The following is an 18,105-nucleotide window of genomic DNA, read 5'->3' as shown; positions in this document are numbered from 1 at the left end:
CCAGCAGGGCCGTCTTGTCGGCGAACCTCCGGTAGACGGTGGCCCGGGTGACGTCCGGTCAGGCGTCGCGTTCCGGGTCGAGGGGGGCGAGCAGGTCGTGCAACTCCTCGAACAGGCCCGGCGCGGCGCACAGCGTCAGGTCCGAGTTGCTCGGCCTGCCGTGCAGCCCGCCGATCCTGGCTCCGGCCTCCGCCGCGACCAGCCCGGCCGCGGCGTAGTCCCAGTAGTTGACGCCGCGCTCGTAGTAGGCGTCCACCCGTCCGGCGGCCACCGAGCAGATGTCGATCGCGCACGAGCCGCCGCGCCTGATGTCGCGCACCCGCGGCAGCACCGACGCCAGCACCTGGCCTTGCACCTCGCGCCTGCCGGGCAGGTAGCCGAACCCGGTGGCCACCAGCGCCTGGGCCAGTGGCACGCCGGTGTTGCAGCGCAGCCGCTGACCCCCGAGCCAGGCGCCCTCGCCGAGCGCGGCGGTGAACACCTCGCCGCGGGTGGCCACGTTCACCACGCCCGCGACGATCCGGCCGCCGACCTCGACGGCGATCGACACCGCCCAGTCCGGCAGCCCGTACAGGAAGTTGACCGTCCCGTCGATGGGATCGACGACCCAGCGCACACCGGAGTCGCCCCGGGCCTCGCCGCCCTCCTCGCCCAGGATGGCGTCGCCGGGCCTGGCGGCCAGGATGCGGGCCCTGATCAGCTCCTCGGACGCCTTGTCGAGCGCGGTGACCACGTCGGTGGGGCTGGACTTGGTCTCGACGACCTCGGACATGGCGGGCCGCTTGGCGAGCAGCATGTCGCCCGCCTCACGTGCGATGTCCTCGGCCAGGCCGACGAAGTCAGACATCACGCCACCGAGTCCGGACGCTTCCACTCCTGTCCGAGCACGTGCTGGGCGAGGAAGGCCAGCACGGTCTCGTACCAGGCGACGGCGTTGCCCGGCTTCAGGATCCAGTGGTTCTCGTCGGGGAAGTACAGGAACTTCGACTCGACCTCGCTGCGCCGCAGGTCCCACCACAGGCGCAGGGCCTCGCCGATCGGCACCCGGTAGTCCTTGTCGCCGTGGATGACGAGCATCGGGGTGGTGATCTTGTCGAGCGCGTGGTGCGGCGACAGGTTGGCGTAGCGCTCGGAGCCGGGCTCGCCGAACTCGCGCTGCCAGTACATGGACGCGTCGGTGGTGCCCGCGAACTGGTCGAGGTTCCACAGGGACGCGTGGGTGACGATGGCCTTGTAGCGGTCGGTGTGGCCGGCGAGCCAGTTGGCCATGTAGCCACCGAACGAGCCGCCCATCGCGGCGATCCGCTCGCCGTCGATGTCGTCCCTGGCGAGGGCGACGTCCACGACGGCGTCGAGGTCGGCGAGCGTGCGCGGGCCCCAGTTGCCCCAGCCGCGGTCGATCATCTCCTGGCCGTAGCCGGTGGACAGGCACGGGTCGGGCAGCAGCACGGCGTAGCCGTGCGCGGTCATGATCCACGACTGCCAGCGCCACTGCCAGTCGTTCCAGGAGCCGACCGGGCCGCCGTGGATCCACAGCAGGAACGGCGCGGGGTTGTCGGCCGAGGCGTTCTCGGGCAGCGCCAGCCAGGCGCGTACGGTGGTGCCGTCGTCGGCGGTGGCGGAGATCTCGGTGAGCCTGCCGGGCACGTCAGGGCGCGGCGCGGGCGACGGCAGGTCGTCGACCTCGCCGGTGACGGCGTCGATCCTGGCCGGGCCGGGGGCCCGGTCCACGGCGCTGTGCAGCGCGTAGACGAAGCGCCCGTCGGGCGAGGCGTTGAGCCCGAGGTAGGCGGCGGCGTCCTGGGTGAGCCTGGTGTGCTCGCCCTCGACCGGGACGCGGAAGACCGGGCGGCGGCCCTGGTGGTCGGCCACGAGGTAGACGGCGGAGGAGTCTGGCGCCCACTCGACGTCCGTCGGGAACAGGTCGGGCGCGTAGCCCCTGCCCTGGCCGGTGGCCAGGTCGCCGATCCACAGCTCGTTCCTGACCGGCACGTCCAGGCCGGTGTGGCGTTCGCGGGAGCAGGCGACGCGGGTGCCGTCGGGCGAGACGGCGATCGGGTGGGTGAAGTCGTGGTGGTCCTCGGCGACCACGACCCGGCGCTCCCCGGTGGCCACGTCGATCGCGACCAACTCGGTGCGCATCTGGCCGCGCGGCAGCGGCACCCGCCAGGTCGCGATCACGGTGGCGCCGTCGGGGGTGAGCGTGAAGGAGGTGTCGCGCAGCGCGTCGCCGGCGTCGGGCGTCAGGTCGCGGACGTCCTCGAGGCGGCCGTCCTGATCGGCGCCGAGCCGGGCGGCGAACAGCCGGGGGCGGCCGGGGCCCAGGTCGTGGTCCCAGTAGCGGACCGGGTAGCCCTCGTGCAGGATGGCGCTGATGCCGGCGTCCTTGCGGGCCTTGCGCCGCTCCTCCTCGCCCGCTTCCTCGCCGTCGAGCACGTCGGAGGCGAACACCACCACGTCGCGGGCCGTCCGAACGGCGCCGATGCCGCCGGGGCGGGTGGCCACCTGGCGGGCCTCGCCGCCCGCGCGGGGCAGCAGCCACAGCGCCGGCACCTCGTCCCCGGCGTCCTTGGCCGTGGGGTCCGGACGGGACGAGGTGAACAGCACGTCGCCCGCGTCGGTGAACTCGGCGGTGGTCTCCCCCTTGGCCGAGCGGGTCAGCCGGTAGGGCTCACCGTCGACGGGGATCGCCCAGAGCGCGGTGCCGTACGACTTGCCGTCGGGGTTGAGCGACTGGACGACGGAGACGAGGCGGGAACCGTCGGGCGAGAGCTTCAGCGAGAGGACCCTCGGGATGGCGACATAGTCGCGTATGTCATTGAATGCGCTCACTCGATCGAACCTACCTGTTCATGGCCTCACTCCGTGAGGCTGCTCGGTCGCTGTCATCCGTTGCCTTCCCTCGTCACTCTGGTCGCTACGCTCCCGACGCTCCTCAGTCCAGGCAACGGCGCTCCCTCGCGGGGAGGGCCACCGAGACCGCGAATAGGGTGGTCGCGTGGGAAGTTACGACGCTTTGCTGGTTCTCTCCTTCGGCGGGCCCGAGGGTCCCGACGACGTCCTGCCCTTCCTGGAGAACGTGGTGCGGGGCAGGGGCGTGCCGCGTGAGCGGCTGCTCCAGGTGGCCGAGCACTACCAGGGCTTCGGCGGGGTCAGCCCGATCAACCGGCAGAACCGCGAGCTGGTCGAGGCGCTGCGTCCGGTGGCCGGCGTGCCGGTCTACTGGGGCAACCGCAACTGGCACCCGTTCGGCGCGGACACCGTCCGGCAGATGAAGGCCGACGGGGTCCGCAGGGCGGCGGTCTTCGCCACCTCGGCGTTCGCCGGCTACTCCAGCTGCCGCCAGTACTACGAGGACATCGCCAGGATCTCCGTCGAGGGCGGCCCCGAGCTGGTCAAGATGCGGCACTTCGGCGATCACCCCGGCTTCGTCGAGGCGATGGCCGACCACACCAGGCAGGCTCTCGAGCGGCTCGGCCGCGATGACGCGCGGCTGGTGTTCACCGCGCACAGCATCCCGGTCTCGATGGCCGAGACGGCGGGCCCGTCGGGCGGGCTGTACGAGGCGCAGCTGCGCCGCAGCGCCCAGCTGGTGAGCGAGGCGCTGGGCCGCGACCAGCCGTGGGACCTGGTGTGGCAGTCGCGCAGCGGCCCGCCGCAGGTGCCCTGGCTGGAGCCTGACATCTGCGACTTCCTGCGCAAGACCGACGCGCGGTCGGTGGTGCTGGTGCCGATCGGGTTCGTCTCCGACCACATGGAGGTCGTCTACGACCTCGACACCGAGGCCAAGCAGGTCGCGGACGAGCTGGGCCTGCCGCTGGAGCGGGCCGCCACCGCGGGCACCCACCCGGCCTTCGTCCGGATGGTGCGGCAGCTGATGGACGAGCCCGAGCCCGTCGCGTGCGCGCTGACCTGCTGCCCGGCCCCCAGGCGGCGTCAGGTGTAGGCGCGGGCGTACGCCTCGGAGATGCCCATCACCTTGTTCACGTAGTCCCAGGAGTGGTTGTAGAACCAGATCGCCTTGCGCAGCTTCTCGCCGCCCTGGCCGGCGCCGTTCGCGCACAGGTAGTTGGCCGCGCCCGGCACCGCGTCGTACGGGCTCCAGATGTCGGCCTTGCCGTCGCCGTCGCCGTCGACGCCGTACGACTTCCAGGTGGCGGGCATGAACTGCATGGGGCCGAGCGCGCCCGCGCTCGACGGCCCGTTGTTGCGCCCGTGCCCGCTCTCCACCTGGCCGATCGCGGCCAGGACCGTCCATGACAGGCCCGGGCAGCGGGTGGCCGAGATCTTGTACAGCTCCAGGTAGCTGTTCGGTCGCCCGACGGTGACCTCCGTGGCGGGCTTGCGCTGCTGCTGCTTCGGCTTCGCCTTCGCCTTCGGCTTGCCGGCGCCCGGCCCCAGCGCGACGACCTGGGCGCCCTTGCCGAGCAGCTTGCGCACCCGCGCCTCGCTGACGTCCCCGCTCTTGGCGTGCAGCAGCACCGCGACGCCGGGGGCGAGCCCGAGCGCCCTGCCGAGGTCGGCGCTCACCAGGCCGTCCACCCCGGTCAGGCCGAGGGTCGCCGAGGCCGCGACGCGCAGCCGCGGGCCGCCGTCGACCTGGTAGTAGGCGCCGAGGGCGAGGCCGAGCCTGCGCACGGCCGAGGGGTCGGCGACCATCTCGCCCCTGGCCAGCGCGCTCCACACGGCGGGCTGGTCGGCGACCGGCTGCGGTGTCCAGGACCGGAACTCGGAGGGCTCCACGGCGAGCAGGTTGAGCGGGGTGCCCGACACCTTGACGGCGCCGGCGTCGACGACGATCACCTTCTGCACGTGCTTCAGCGCCGACAGCGCGAATCGGGTCCGCTTCGGCACCGTGGCGGGCGCGACGGCCAGCATGCGGGGCGGGGTCACGGTGACGCTGGGGCCGCCCTGGCCGAAGTCCTTGACCGGCTGAGTGGTCGGCACGAGCTGGTCGAGCCTCGGCGTCGGCTGCTGCTTCGGAAGCTGTGCCGAGTCCTGCTGGGCCGGTTCTTGCTGTTCGGCCTGGCCCGGCGCGTCGTCGCTGATGAGCAGGACGGCTCCCCCAGCCGCCACGGTGACGGCGAGCACGGCGACGAGCGTCAGCACCACGGCGCGGAACGAGGGAAGCCCGGACGACACTCGGCACACGTTAGCCGAATCGGCGGAAAAAGCACTTGCCGTCCGGTCTCGCGTACGCAAAAGTTGGCTGGCGACGTAAGGGGGAAATGCAGTGGTCGGGCCTTACCGGGGGTTGTTCAACGGGCCCGGCGTCAAAGGATTCGTGCTGGCCGGTTTCGTCGGCCGGATGCCGATGTCCATGCTCGGCATCGGGATCGTCCTGCTGGTCTCCGCGCTCACCGAGTCGTACGCGACCGCGGGCGCCGTCGCCGCCACCACCAACATCTCCTTCGCGATCGCCGCCCCCCTGACAGGGCGGCTGGTCGACCGGTTCGGCCAGAGCCGGGTGATCACCCCGTTCTCTCTGGTCAACGCGCTGGCCCTGGCGTCCCTGATGCTCTGTGCGGCGTTCGGCCTGCCCGAGTGGACGCTGTACGCGTCCGGGCTGCTGGTCGGGGCGACCTCGCTGTCGCTGGGCTCGATGGTGCGGGCCCGCTGGTCGCACCTGCACGGCGGGTCGGCCAAGCTGCACACCGCGTTCGCGTTCGAGTCCGTGGCCGACGAGGTGATCTTCGTCGCGGGGCCCGCCCTGGTGACCGTCCTGGCGACCTACGTCAACCCGTACGCGGGGCTGTCGGTGGCGCTGGTGTGCCTGGTCGGCGGGTCCCTGGCGCTGGCGGCGCAGCGGCGCACCCAGCCGCCCGTGCGGGAGATCAGGTCGGGCGGCGGCTCGCCGATCCTGATTCCCGGGATCGCCCTGCTGTCGTGCGTGTACCTGGCGCTCGGCTCGGTGTTCGGCTCGGCGGACCTGATCACCGTGGCCTTCGCCGAGGAGCACGGGGTGAAGGGCGCCTCCGGGTTCCTGCTGGCGTCCATCGCGGGCGGGTCGATGGTGTCGGGGCTCTGGTTCGGGTCCAGGCAGTGGCAGATCCCGCTGCGGCGCCGCCTCGTCAGGGCGCTCGGCGTGCTGGTCGTGGGCCTGCTGCCGATCATCTTCATCGGTGACGCGCGGGTCATGGCCGTGGGGCTGTTCGTGGCCGGGCTGGCCATCTCGCCGACGCTCATCACCGGCTTCTCGCTGGCCGAGCGGCTGCTGCCGCCGTCGCTGTTCACCGAGGGGATGGCGTGGATCTCCACCTCGATCGGGCTCGGCGTGGCCATCGGCGCGTGGGCGGGCGGCAGGCTGACCGAGGCGGTCGGCGCGTCCAACGCGTACGTGTTCACGCTGGGCTGCGCGGCCATCGCGGCGGTGGTGGGTGTGGGAGGTTCGGGTTTGCTGAGACTTCCGGAAGCGCCTTCTCCGGCGGAGAGCTGATCCGCTACGGTCGGGAGATCCCTCGCAACCTCCTTCACACAGGAAAGTTCTGTAATGTCCCGACAAATCCTTTCACTTCTAGCCATCGCGGCTGTCGGCGTCACACTGGCTCCGGCACCCGCGTCCGCCCAGCCCCGCCCCACCCAGCCCCCCGCCGCGCAGGCTCCCGCCAAGGCGGTCGACTGCGAGCAGGTCAAGTGCATCGCGCTCACCTTCGACGACGGCCCGGGCAAGTACGCGGGAGCACTGCTCGACACCCTGAAGAAGTACAACGCCAAGGCGACGTTCTTCCTGGAGGGCCAGTACGTCCACAGCCGTCCGTCCTTCGTCAAGCGGATGGCTCAGGAGGGGCACGAGCTCGGTAACCACAGCTACAAGCACCCGAACTTCACCACGCTCGAGCCTGGGGCCGTCAGGGACGAGATCAAGAAGACGCAGGACGCCGTCAAGAAGGCCGCCGGCGTCGAGCCGAAGCTGCTGCGCCCGCCGTACGGCATGGCGGACATACAGACGTCCGACATCGCGGCCGAGTTCGGCATGCCGATGATCCTGTGGACCGCCGGCTCGCGCGACTGGGCCACCAAGAACGAGGCGGAGATCAAGAAGCAGACGCTGGCGGTGGCCAAGCAGGACGGCATCATCCTCATGCACGACTGGGTGAAGCAGACCGTCGACTCGATGCCGTCGATCATCAAGACGCTGCAGAAGAACGGCTACCAGCTGGTGACGGTCTCCGACGTCGTCAAGCGGGAGAATCTGCAGCCCGGGGACATCTACCCCGTTCCCGAGGGCTGGCAGAAGTGAGTATCGTTCACGTTTAACGGAACGAAGCTCCAAGGGGGACGCGCATGGTCTTCACCAACTGGGCCCGCAACCAGTCAGCCGCCCCCGCCGAAGAACGCACCCCGGCCTCCACCGAGGAGGTCGTGCGCGCCGTACGCGACGCCGCCGCGAGCGGGCGGCGCCTGCGTATGGTCGGCACGGGCCACTCCTTCACCGGAGTGGCCCTCACCGACGGCATCCTGCTGCGCCCCGACGCGCTGACCGGGATCCGCTCGATCGACGGCGAGCGCGTGACAGCTTTGGCGGGCACGCCGCTCAGGGCGCTCAACGAACTGCTCGACGAGCGCGGCCTGGCGCTGGCCAACATGGGCGACATCACCGAGCAGACCGTCTCCGGCGCGATCCAGACCGGCACCCACGGCACCGGCCGCGACAGCGGCGGCCTCGCCGACCAGGTGGTGGAGCTGGAACTGGTGCTGGCCGACGGGTCGGTGGTGACGGCGTCGCCCGGAGAGGACCTGTTCGACGCCGCCAGGGTCGGGCTGGGCGCGCTCGGCGTACTGACCGCGGTCACCTTCCGCGTGGAGCCGGCGTTCCTGCTGCACAACCGCCGCCGCCGGATGACGCTCAGCGACATCCTCGACTCGCTGGACGCGATGACCTCGGCCAACGAGCACCTCGACTTCTTCTGGCTGCCGCACACCGACGCCTGCCTGGTCAAGACCAACAACAGGAGCCCCGGACCGCCCAGCCCGCCGAGCGCCCTCAAGCACTGGCTCGACAACACCTTCCTGGAGAACACCGTCTTCGGCGCGGCCTGCGCGCTGGGCGCCCGCTTCCCCGCGCTGATCCCGCGCGTCAACGCGGCCAGCGCCGCCGCCCTCGGCGACTCCGAGTCCGTCGACACCTCGTACAAGATCTTCACGGCGCGGCGGGACGTGCGCTTCCTCGAGATGGAGTACGCCGTGCCGCGCGAACACCTGGGCCAGGCCCTGCGCGAGACCCGCGACCTCGTCGAGCGGATGGACTGGAAGATCACCTTCCCGGTGGAGGTGCGGGTGACGCCACCGAGCGACGCCTGGCTCTCCACCGCGTACGGCCGCCGGTCGGCGTACGTGGCCTGCCACATCTACCGGCCCACGCCGAACCCGGCCTACTTCGAGGGGGTCGAGGAGATCATGACCAGGCTGGACGGCCGTCCGCACTGGGGCAAGCTGCACACCCGCGACGCCTCCTACCTGGCGAAGGTGTATCCGCGGTTCGCGGACTTCGTCGGCCTGCGCGACCGGCTCGACCCCGGCCGCATGTTCGGCAACGCCTACCTGGAGAAGGTGCTGGGCTGAACCGGCCCGGCTACGGCGTGCCGGCCCGGCCCTGATCCGTCGTCTGGGCCTGCTCCAGCGTGGCCTCGTCCGGGGGCGGCGTCTCCACCGTGGCGTCGGGCTCGCTGGTCTCCTGCGACTGCGTCGGCTGCGGCGACGGGCGCGCCGTGCCGGTGTCGCTCGGCTTCACCGTCGGGGTGACGGTCGGCGACTTGGACGTCGGCGTGGGCGTCGGCGTCGGCGTCGGCGTCGGCTCCGGCGTGGACGCCGGGTCCGTGGCGGGGTTCGTCGCCTGGGTCTCGCGCACGGGCTCCTGGCTGGGCCGCTGCTTGTCTTCCTTGGCGGGCAGCTTGTTCTGCTTGGTCCTGGTGCCCGTCACGACGTCGTGGACGGTGGTCTGGGCGATCGCCTGGTACGCCAGGATGCCGCCCATGCTGACCGCGAAGACCAGCGCGGCGGCCACGCCGACCTTCACCCACGGCAGCGGCCTGCGCGGCAGGTCCACTGGGGCCATCACGAGGGTGCTCACTCCGGGCTCCTCGTCACGCACCGTAGCCGCCACGGCCGTCGCCAGCGCGCCCTGCCCCTCGACCGGTTCGGGCACTTCGTCCCCGGCGGGCTGCTCGCGCCGGGCGATCACCGTGTGCTGCTTCACCTTGTCGCCGGTGCGCTTCAGGTAGTGCGTGTAGACGGCGGTCGCGACCGTGCTCGCCACGCTCACGACGGCGGCGCCGATCACCGTACCGGCCACGCCCAGGTACGACGCGGCGACCGCGGCCGTCACCGCGGCGAGGGCGCTCCCTGCGATCTGCGGCACGCTCAGCTCGAACTTCGGCCGGTCGCCGCTCATCCCCCGGATCAGTCCTCTCTGCATGCGCTAGGTAAAGGCTTCTTCGTGAATAGACGCGAGCGCGTGTCCTGTTGTTCCTGTGACGTGCGCGACAGGCACTCTCCCGCTCGTGCCCCGACGATTCGGCCTGCCCTCCGTGTACCTCGCCGCGGCCGTGGTGACGGCCCTGGCCACAGCAGCGCCACTCACCGCGTCGCCCGCGTCCGGACTGGCCGCGCGACCGCCTCTGACCGAGCCAACGCGTCTGTACATCGTCACAGCGCGTGACCGTGCCGACGCTCGCAAGCTCGTCGGCCAGGGCAGGTGGCGGGTGCGGCGCTACTACACCGCCGCGCTCCCCGGCTTCGCCTCCTGGCTCACCGCCGCCGAGGTGAGGGAGCTGCGCGCCGATCCCCGGGTCCGCTGGGTGGAGCCGGACCGGCCGATCCTGCCCATGCCGCTCGCCCGCGCCCGCCGGGCCGGCGATCGCGGCGGCGGCAGGGGCAGCACGGTCTACGTCGTGGACGGCGGGGTGGACGTCGCCCGGTTCGGCGACAGGGCCTGGAGCGCCTACGACGCCACCGGCGGCACCGGAGAGGACTGCCGCGGCCACGGCACCCGCGTCGCGCGCATGGTCGCCGGGCCGGCGAAGGGGCTGGCGCCGCAGGCGGGCGTCGCCTCGGTCCGGGTGCTGGGCTGCGGCGGCTCGGGGAGCCTGTCGGACGTCCTGGCCGGGATCGACTGGGTCCACCGGCACGCCCGCGGGCCGGCCGTCGCCACCCTCGCGGTGGACGGCGCGTCCTCGCGGGCGCTGATGCGGGCCATGCGGCGGCTGGTGCGCTCCGGCGTCTTCGCGGTCGCCGCCTCCGACGATGGCACGTGCCGGGTGGCGCCGGGCGGGCAGGCGTTCTCGTCCGCCGTGCCGCGAGTGGCGGGCGCCGCCGCCCGATATCTGGAACTCCACCCCGACGCGGACCCGTCCACTCTGGCCTCTTGGCTCAAGTGCACAGCGGCGCGCGGCGCGATTCGCCAGAATCCCTCGGGGACCCTGCGCACCGAGGGGCCATGAAAAGGGATGGAACCGTCAAATGTGACCGGCGTCACATCGCCCCGAGGCTGTCCCAGCAAGCCGATGTTCGGACATGCCGGGTACGGTGCTGGCAGGCAACCGGCACACGCGAGAGACTCAAGGGTCCGGGGGAAGAATGAGCGCGCTGACGAAGGGACTCGCATGCAGGAGCTCCGACTCGTCGCGGTAAGTGAAGACGGAACCTATCTCGTACTGGCGACCGCCGGGCGAGGCACACGGTTCACGCTTCCCGTGGACGACCGGCTCCGCGCTGCCGTCCGTGGCAACTTCTCCCGTCTCGGCCAGTACGAGATCGAAGTGGAGAGTCCGTTGCGCCCCAAGGAGATCCAGGCACGCATTCGCGCCGGAGAGAGTGCCGAGGAGATCGCCGCCACCGCAGGCATCCCGGTCGAGCGCGTCCGCTGGTTCGAGGGCCCCGTGCTCCAGGAACGCGAGTACGTCGCCCAGCAGGCGCAGCGCGTCGCCGTCCGCATGCCGGGAGAGTCCTCGGCGGGCCCGACGCTCGGCGAACTCGTCGCCGAGCGGCTGACCAGGCGCGGCGTGCCCACCGACGAGATCGACTGGGACTCCGCCAAGCGCGACGACGGGCTGTGGCGGGTCAAGCTCGGCTACGTGTGGAACGGTCACACCAGACACGCCGAGTGGCTCTTCGACCCGCGCAGGCGCCACGTCTCCCCGCACGACGACGAGGCCATGCGCCTGTCCGCGGCCGACTTCGACCCCGCGCCGCCGGTGGCGGACACCACCGTCACGCCGTTCACGCCGCGCGTCGCCAAACTCCAGCCCGTCCCGCCGCTCGCCGCGGAGCCGCGCGCCTTCCCGTCGGTGGTCCGCAACCAGCCGGAACCGGACGAACCCACGGTGGGCTACCACTCCCCGGCACGCTCGGAGAACGCCTACACCCGAGACCACGACCGCACCCCCGCCACGCCGTCCCGAGAGACCCCTTTCGGCCCTGGCACGCCATCGCGTGAAGCCCCCTTCGGACCTGGCACGCCGTCGCGAGAGGTGCCGTTCGACCGCGACTTCTCCGCGCCGTCGCGAGAGGCCTCCTTCGACCGCGGCCCTGCCTGGCCGTCGCGGGACGCGTCCTTCGAGCGCGGGCCCGCCGTGCCCGGCGACCCTGATCACGAGCGGCGCCCGGACTCGCTCTCCCGCGACACCGGTTACGCGCGTCCCGGCGAGGCCCCGGCCCGCCGCGACGCCGCCTGGCTTCCGGACTTCGGTGCGGGCCGTACGCCTGAGCGCCCCGCCGTACGCGACGCCGACCCGATCTACGCGCCGGCCCCCCGCGACGCGGCACCTTCGCAACCGGCGGCGCGCACGCTTCCCTTCGACGAGGAGCCACCGGCAGCGCCTTCCCCCGCGCTCCCGAACGCCACGACGGCCCCTGCCACGCAGGTCCAAGGCGCGCAGACGCCGGACACCCACGCCCCCGGCACGGACACCGCGCCCGAGGCTCCGGCGACTCCTACCGCGGACACGCAGGCCACACCGGTCACGGAGGCCCCCGCGACGCGGGCCGCGGACGCGCAGACCACGGAGGCCCCCGCCACGCCGGTCACGAACACGCCGACCACGGAGGCCCCCGCCACCCGGGCCGCGGACGCGCCGGTCACTCCCGTCGCCGACGCGCCCACGACCGGTGCCGACGAACCACCGGCCGCTCCCACCGGAGAAACCGCCGCTTCCGAGGCGAAGGCATCGGCCGCTACGGCAGCCGACGCGGCACCCGCCTCCGGCCTCTCCGCAAGCGCCGGCACGACACCCGCGCCCGCCGAGGCGAAGGCACCCGCCGACGAGGACGCGACCACCGCGCCCAAGACGGCAGAGATCGCGGAGGCCGCAGTCGCGGAAGCCACGAACGAGGCCGTGGAGGCCACGAACGAGGCCGTGGAGGCCACGAACACCGAAGCCATCCGGCCCGAGGCCGCTGGCGACAACCAGGCCCCCGAGCCTGCCACGGTCACGCAGCCCGCGAAGGCGGACTCCGAGCGAGTGGCAGCCGTGGAAGCTCCCGAGGAGACGGTGGCCGAGGACACCGCCGCCGCAGCGGCCCCAGCACCGGCCGAGGACACCACCGCCGCAGCAGCTCAGGTGTCGGCCGAGGCAGCGCCTGCGCAGACCGCCGACACGGAGAGCAAGACCGGCGGGGAGCCCGAAGCCGTCCCGGAGACGCCCACGAGCAAGCAGGAAGAGCTCGAGACCGTTCCCGAGCAGCCGACAACGGTCACGAAGGAGTCCGCAGCCAACGTGGAACAGCCCGCGGCCGTCACGGAAGAGTCCGCAGCTGCCTCCGAGACGCCGGCACCTGTGTCCGAAGCGTCGGCAGCCGCGCCGGAACGGCCGGCAGCAGCAGCACAGGAAGAGCCTGCTCCGGAGAAGCCCGCACCCGCCGACGAGAAGCACGAGAAGCCTGCCGACATGACGAAGCCGGACACGACGGAGCCAGACACGACGGAGCCGGACACGACGGAGCCGGAGCCGACGCAGCCGGAGCCGGCGCAACCGCAGGCTGCCGAGTCCGAGACCGGCGTGCCCGCCGCCCGGGAGAGCGCAGAGGACCGGACGAAGGGGCGGAAGCCCGCGGCGAAGGAGACGCCGGTCCCGGTGCCTTCTCCCCCGCCCGCCCCAGCGGCCCGGCAGGCACGCAAGGGCTCGCGGGGCCGCCGCGCGTCGGTGCCCACGTGGGACGAGATCATGTTCGGCGCCCGCCGCCAGGACTGACCACCACCGCCGGCACCGGACGGACGAGCGGTTCGGCCATCCGACGCGGGGGCAAGGCCACCACCCGAGAAGGCGCTGCCACGGCCCGAGAGGGCCGCGGCCCGAGAGGAGCGCCTCGGTTCGGGGTTACGGCGTTGGGGGGTTCAGGAAGGGGGCCAGCCAGTCGGGGGTGACCTCCGCGGGGAAGGCCGTCGCCTGCTCCTGTGAGACGTCGATCGCCGAGTAGCCGCCCTTGCCCGCCCCCACCCCAGCGGTCAGCGTGTAGACCCCTGCCCGCCGCTGGAACCAGGTCTGCCTGAGACGCCAGCCCACGACGGCCCGGCGCTCCACCACCGCCTGCGACCGCCTGAGGGAGCCTGACCGCACCGCGAGCCGCACCCCGTCGTAGCCGTGCCCCAGCGACCTGTACCGGTCCAGCCCGATGGGCACCCCCACGCCCGCCAGTAGCACCGCCAGCACGGCGAGGATCCACCAGAGCGGGCTCGCGGTCAGCACCGCCGCCACACCGGCGGCGCCCGCCACCACCAGCCACGGGACCACGGCGCGGAACAGGCGGCGGTTGCGGGCGACGGGCGGGTGGCGGCGCAGGTCGGCCCGGTAGGGGCCGACGGCCTCGCCGGTGACGTGGACGGCGACGGCGCGCGGGACGTCCGGCAGGAGTTGCCCGCGCGTCTGCGAGTCGCCGAGGCCCGTCACGATCGCCCAGGCGCGGACGACGCCCGCCCACCGCTCGGCCAGCCCGTCGACGATCTCGTACCCGCGCACCCGCCGGGACTCCAGCGACACGCTGCGCCGGTTGATCAGCCCTCGCTCGGCCACGAGATAGCCGTCGCGGGACTTGAGCGTGAAGTCCCAGTTGAAGACGGCGTACATGACGCCGCCCGCGACCGGCATGGCGAGCACGAGCGCCAGCGCGAAGGCCATCAGGACGAAGGGGTGGTCCCAGAGCCACTCCCCGACGGTCCAGGCGGCGTCTCTGCCGAAGCCGAGGTTGTCGCCCCACTGGAAGGCCAGGCCGATGGCGCCGCCTGCGAGGGCGAACGGGGTGAGCAGGTACGCGCCGGACAGCGGCCCGTACAGCAGCCAGGCGCGCGGCACCTTGAAGAGCGGGCGCTCGGACGGCCCGGCCGGGACACTGACCTGCTCGGGGTGCGCCGCGCGAGCCCGCCGCAGCAGGACGGACTTGAGCCGCTCGGCCTCGTGCAGCGTGACGCCGTCGAGCTCGCCCTCCTCTTCGTCACCGCCGCTCGCGCCGGTGTCGATCTTCAGGACGGCGAGGCCGAGCAGTCGGTGCATGGGCGGGGTGGACACGTCCACGCCGCGGATACGCTCGAGCGGGATGGTCCGGACGGACCTGCTGATCAGGGACCGCTTGATCTCCAGCCGGTCGCCCAGGATCTGGTAGCTGAACGTCGCCCACCTGATGACGGCGAAGACCACGGTGGCACCGACGCCGAACGCCGCCCACGCGTACGACCTGGCGGAGAAGCCGCCGACGAACAGCAGCCCGACGAGCGGCACGAGCAGCGAGGGCAGCATCCGCACGGGGTCGATGAGCAGCACCTTGGGGCTGAGCCGCGTCGCCAGGCCGCTGGGCGCGGGAGGATTCGCGGGCTCGGCGGGCGGAAGGTGCGGAGGCGGCTGCGTCAAGTCGCATCGTCCCTGAGTGCTTCCGCGCGGTGCGCGAGCTGCTCGGCCAGCCCCGCCGCCACCTGGTAGTCGAGCCCCTTGATCGTGGACGAACCCGCGTGCGAGGCGGTGCGGATCTCCAGCGTGGCCAGCCCGAGCAGGCGCTCCATCCAGCCCTGCGCCTTGTCGACGGTCTGGATGCGGCTCACAGGCACGAACACCCACTCCCTGGTGAGGAAGCCCGACCGGGCGTAGACGACGTCGCCGGACAGCTCCCACCGGTGGACGGCGTAGCGCACGAACGGCTCAGCGGCCAGGAACGGGGTCGCCAGCGCGCCCACGATGACGGGCAGCAGCCACGGATGGCCGGCCAGCCACTGCGGCACCCAGGGCCACCCGCTGCCGCCGACCCACACGCCGGCCAGCACCGCCCCACCCACGAGCAGCACGAAAGCGATCGCCGACTCCAGCAGCCACAGCCGGACGGCCTTCGGCGAGACGCGGTGCGCCGGATCGCGCAGCGGGCCTGTTGACGTCACAAGCCCAGCTTAGGGCTCGGCCGCCGCCCTCAGCGTTCTCTCGCCGGGGCCATGCGCCCCGGGGCCCCTTCGACCAGCAGCGGCATCGAAGACGTTCACCAGAGCGCCTATCCGCCAGGGACGGAGCCAGGGCCTCTGCACCGGGGTGTGCAGCCTAGGTGGCCCCCTCGGCGGGTGCCGAAGCCCAGAGGGCGCTTCAGCGGGTGCCGGTGCCGGGAGGGTGCGGGTGGCGGAGTCCGTCGGGCGGGCGTTCGGGGCGCATCGCCGCCATCCGCAGCCGCGTCCACGACGACCGGAACGGCTGACTTTTTTCGGTGCGCGGGCCGCGAGGCGTCGGTCGGCGCCGATGGGCGCGCGGCCCCTCGGCCCCTTCGGGCGGCCGTTCTCACGGGACGGTCCCCCTCGCGCCGGAAACCAGCAGGTTGGAGAAGGGAGCCGGGACGCCGCACGGCGATCTCTGCGAGCCCGCAAGGCCCGCCGAATCTCCAGCGGGTCAACCGTGCTTGTGTCCAACCTCACCCCATAAATGCCGTGATTCCCGCGCTTTTCGGAGCGTTTACCGGTCACCGACCCTTCCGAAACGGTCGGCGCATCGCCGAGAGCCGCGTAGCATCTTGCGACATGGGGCTCTGTAACACGGCAGGACTCGTGCGACGGGCCGTTGTCCTTGTGACAGCGGTGACAGCCGTCGTCGGCCTGGCGGGGTGCGCGCCCTTCGTCGGCAGATCCCAGGCCAAGGAGATCGCTCAGATCAACGTCTCGAGCCCGGAGCTCCGCGACGGCGAGCCGCTGCCGCGCGACTTCTCCTGTGACGGCAACCAGGGCAGCCCGCCGCTGCGCTGGTCGAGCGCGCCCCTGCCTGACGCCAAGTCGATCGCGATCGTGGTCGACTCACATACTCCGTCCGAATCGGCCGTGCACTGGGTGCTCTACAACATCCCGGCGACCACGACCGAGCTGGGGCCGAACGCCGCCGAGAACCCGCCGGACGGTTCCGGTCAGGCCAAGGTGACCAGCGGCAAGGCGGGCTACCAGCCCCCTTGCGCCAAAACGGGCAGCTACCGGTTCAGCGTCTACACGCTCAACGGGAAGGTCGACCTCCCGGAGGGTGCCTCCCTCCCCGAGATCCTCAAGAAGATCGCGGACAAGACCATCGCCCGTGGCCGTCTCACGGCGGTCAACATCGAGTGAGATGCCGAACACCGCTGGTAGTACTCGTTACCCATTCTGCACTTAGGGTGTGACAACGCTCGTAGTGGTCCGACAGAATCAGATCCAATTGTTAGGCGTTGGTGATCAACGGAGGCAGGTCGCGTCGATGGCCGCGCGATCTCACCGGCGCCACAGGGAGGCCATGGCTTTGAGGGTGGTGCAATGATCGCGGTCGTAGTGAGCTTGGTCGCTGTCGTGCTCCTCGTGCTCGTCGTCGTGGCACTGGGCATGCGTTCGATGAGTCGCCGGGAGAGCTCGCTTCCTCCGGAGCGGCTCAAGCAGATGGCCGAGAAAGAGGAGATGACTCTCGCCCGATCTACGGACGAGTTCGCCGCGCATGAACCGCGGATGACCAATTTCACCCCTGACTTCAGCCCGATAGACGCACCAAAGCCGCCCAAGCCGGTGCGTACCGGCCAGCGTGGCAAGCGTGGCGTCGACGAGTGGGGCAACCCGACCTCCGACGACGAGGACGAGGAGTTCTGGGCGAACATCCGCAGCGACGCGGAGGAGGGCGGCTTCGGCGCCGGGGGCACGGTCGCGGCTCGCAAGGGCGCCTCTCGCCCGGTCGAGCGTCCGGCCGCCGAGCGTCCCGCACCTGAGCGTCCCACCTCTGAACGCCCCGCCCCTGAACGTCCTGCTGCCGAGCGTCCCGCGGAGCGTGAGCGGCCGCGCCGCGCCAGGCGCGAGCGCGTCGCGGCCGACCCGAACGCCGCCACCGTCCAGGCCCCACTGCCGCAGCGCCAAGTCCCCGCTCCCGCCGCCCCGGCCGCCAACCTGGCCGACCTGGTGGAGCCCGCGCCGCGCCGCGCTCCCAGCGCCTCCGACCTGGCCGACCAGCGCACCGTGACGTTCTCCGCCGACGTGATGAGCATTCTCGGCGCGGGCGCCCAGCAGGTGCCCCCGACACGCCCCGCCGACCCGCTGTCGGGCAACGGCTCGTACCAGGGCAACGGCAGCGGCTCCTTCCCAGCACAGCCTCAGGCGTCCAGCGGTTCTTTCCCCGCGCAGCCTCAGGCGTCCAGCGGTTCTTTCCCCGCGCAGCCTCAGGCGTCCAGCGGGTCCTTCCCGGCGCAGCCCGTCGCTCCGATCCACGGCGCGCCCACCAGCGACCCGTTCCCCGCCGCCTACAACCGCGCCGCCGATCCGATCGAGACCACCTGGACCACCCCGCCCCCCGCCTCGACGACGTCCGGTTCCTGGAGCGCCGGGCCCGACATCTTCGACGAGCCGGGCGCCGGCTCCACTCCGAGCGACTCCTGGCCCGCGTTCGAGCAGCCCGCGCGCCAGTCGTACCCGGCCTCGTACGAGGTGCGCTCCGGCTGGGCCGTGGCCGACGACTCCGACCCGCTGACCGGCCCGTCCCCCGCCACCGGCACCCCGACCGCGCCCGCGCGGGCGGTCTCCGCCTACGACGACGTGCTGTCGGCCCCGCCCCCGCAGGGCGCCTTCGCGTACGAGACCGGCGACTACGCCGACCCGGCGGGGCAGGCACAGCCCGCCGCCTGGCCGGAGCAGCAGCCGGCGAGCAACGCGAG

At 72.3% G+C, this 18,105-nt stretch carries 13 protein-coding genes and 1 pseudogene; 8 read left to right on the top strand and 6 right to left on the bottom strand.

Annotated elements, in window-relative coordinates; translation table 11 throughout:
• Nucleotides 1–58: 58 nt before the first annotated feature.
• Nucleotides 59–847 (bottom strand): inositol monophosphatase family protein, encoded by a 789-nt coding sequence (locus ABZ297_RS41105; protein WP_355358011.1) that lies wholly within the window; start codon nucleotides 845–847, stop codon nucleotides 59–61.
• Entirely contained in the window at nucleotides 847–2,832 is a 1,986-nt protein-coding gene (locus tag ABZ297_RS41100) for a prolyl oligopeptidase family serine peptidase (RefSeq protein ID WP_355358008.1), read from the bottom strand. The genes ABZ297_RS41105 and ABZ297_RS41100 overlap by 1 nt, the downstream gene beginning before the upstream one ends.
• 166 nt (nucleotides 2,833–2,998) lie before the next feature.
• Between ABZ297_RS41100 and ABZ297_RS41095 the strand changes: the two genes are divergently transcribed.
• Nucleotides 2,999–3,946 (top strand): ferrochelatase, encoded by a 948-nt coding sequence (locus ABZ297_RS41095; RefSeq protein WP_355358005.1) that lies wholly within the window; start codon nucleotides 2,999–3,001, stop codon nucleotides 3,944–3,946.
• Here ABZ297_RS41095 and ABZ297_RS41090 read toward each other — a convergent pair.
• Nucleotides 3,937–5,142, bottom strand: a complete 1,206-nt coding sequence (locus ABZ297_RS41090) for a lytic transglycosylase domain-containing protein (protein ID WP_355358002.1) — start codon at nucleotides 5,140–5,142, stop codon at nucleotides 3,937–3,939. The two genes, ABZ297_RS41095 and ABZ297_RS41090, sit on opposite strands and share 10 nt — an antisense overlap.
• 91 nt (nucleotides 5,143–5,233) lie before the next feature.
• Between ABZ297_RS41090 and ABZ297_RS41085 the strand changes: the two genes are divergently transcribed.
• From ABZ297_RS41085 to ABZ297_RS41075, 3 genes are read left to right on the top strand one after another with little or no spacing between them, the layout of a single operon-like run.
• Nucleotides 5,234–6,436: an MFS transporter gene (locus ABZ297_RS41085; RefSeq protein ID WP_355357999.1), complete on the top strand. Its 1,203-nt coding sequence runs from the start codon at nucleotides 5,234–5,236 to the stop codon at nucleotides 6,434–6,436.
• Nucleotides 6,437–6,490: 54 nt separating this feature from the next.
• The gene (locus ABZ297_RS41080; RefSeq protein WP_355357996.1) at nucleotides 6,491–7,240 is read left to right on the top strand and encodes a polysaccharide deacetylase family protein; all 750 of its coding nucleotides are present in this window, start codon (nucleotides 6,491–6,493) and stop codon (nucleotides 7,238–7,240) included.
• A 44-nt stretch (nucleotides 7,241–7,284) separates the two neighbouring features.
• Nucleotides 7,285–8,562, top strand: coding sequence for a D-arabinono-1,4-lactone oxidase (locus ABZ297_RS41075; RefSeq protein ID WP_355357993.1), 1,278 nt, complete (start codon nucleotides 7,285–7,287; stop codon nucleotides 8,560–8,562).
• A gap of 10 nt (nucleotides 8,563–8,572) precedes the next feature.
• Here the strand turns inward: ABZ297_RS41075 and ABZ297_RS41070 are convergent, their stop codons facing one another.
• Entirely contained in the window at nucleotides 8,573–9,415 is an 843-nt protein-coding gene (locus ABZ297_RS41070) for a hypothetical protein (RefSeq protein WP_355357990.1), read from the bottom strand.
• A gap of 85 nt (nucleotides 9,416–9,500) precedes the next feature.
• On the opposite strand from ABZ297_RS41070, the gene ABZ297_RS41065 reads away from it, so the two are divergent.
• Nucleotides 9,501–10,439, top strand: coding sequence for a S8 family serine peptidase (locus ABZ297_RS41065; RefSeq protein ID WP_355357987.1), 939 nt, complete (start codon nucleotides 9,501–9,503; stop codon nucleotides 10,437–10,439).
• Between the two features lie 6 nt (nucleotides 10,440–10,445).
• On the top strand, nucleotides 10,446–13,187 hold the full coding sequence (gene sepH / locus ABZ297_RS41060; RefSeq protein ID WP_355357984.1) for a septation protein SepH: 2,742 nt from the start codon (nucleotides 10,446–10,448) through the stop codon (nucleotides 13,185–13,187).
• A 126-nt stretch (nucleotides 13,188–13,313) separates the two neighbouring features.
• Here the strand turns inward: sepH and ABZ297_RS41055 are convergent, their stop codons facing one another.
• Complete coding sequence (locus ABZ297_RS41055; protein ID WP_355357981.1) at nucleotides 13,314–14,837, bottom strand: PH domain-containing protein; 1,524 nt, start codon at nucleotides 14,835–14,837, stop codon at nucleotides 13,314–13,316.
• Entirely contained in the window at nucleotides 14,834–15,355 is a 522-nt protein-coding gene (locus ABZ297_RS41050; protein ID WP_355357978.1) for a PH domain-containing protein, read from the bottom strand. Before ABZ297_RS41050 ends, ABZ297_RS41055 begins: the two co-directional genes overlap by 4 nt.
• Nucleotides 15,356–16,033: 678 nt before the next feature.
• Here ABZ297_RS41050 and ABZ297_RS41045 point away from each other — a divergent pair.
• Together ABZ297_RS41045 and ABZ297_RS41040 are read left to right on the top strand one after the other, a co-directional pair.
• A complete protein-coding gene (locus ABZ297_RS41045; RefSeq protein ID WP_355357975.1) occupies nucleotides 16,034–16,546 on the top strand; it encodes a YbhB/YbcL family Raf kinase inhibitor-like protein in 513 nt (170 codons plus the stop codon).
• A gap of 183 nt (nucleotides 16,547–16,729) precedes the next feature.
• Nucleotides 16,730–18,105 (top strand): annotated as a pseudogene (locus ABZ297_RS41040) (hypothetical protein); the annotation flags it as partial.

The sequence above is a fragment of the Nonomuraea sp. NPDC005983 genome, from assembly GCF_040614375.1.
Lineage (GTDB): Bacteria > Actinomycetota > Actinomycetes > Streptosporangiales > Streptosporangiaceae > Nonomuraea.
The sequence above is the reverse complement of the archived record's forward strand: the minus strand, read 5'-3'. Positions and strand labels throughout refer to the sequence as shown.

What these genes read in the sequence shown, in the direction of transcription:
- ABZ297_RS41105 (WP_355358011.1), bottom strand. Translation starts at nt 847, where the DNA reads ATGTCTGACTTCGTCGGCCTGGCCGAGGACATCGCACGTGAGGCGGGC.
- ABZ297_RS41080 (WP_355357996.1), top strand. Translation starts at nt 6,491, where the DNA reads ATGTCCCGACAAATCCTTTCACTTCTAGCCATCGCGGCTGTCGGCGTC.
- ABZ297_RS41075 (WP_355357993.1), top strand. Translation starts at nt 7,285, where the DNA reads ATGGTCTTCACCAACTGGGCCCGCAACCAGTCAGCCGCCCCCGCCGAA.
- ABZ297_RS41070 (WP_355357990.1), bottom strand. Translation starts at nt 9,415, where the DNA reads ATGCAGAGAGGACTGATCCGGGGGATGAGCGGCGACCGGCCGAAGTTC.
- sepH (WP_355357984.1), top strand. Translation starts at nt 10,446, where the DNA reads ATGGAACCGTCAAATGTGACCGGCGTCACATCGCCCCGAGGCTGTCCC.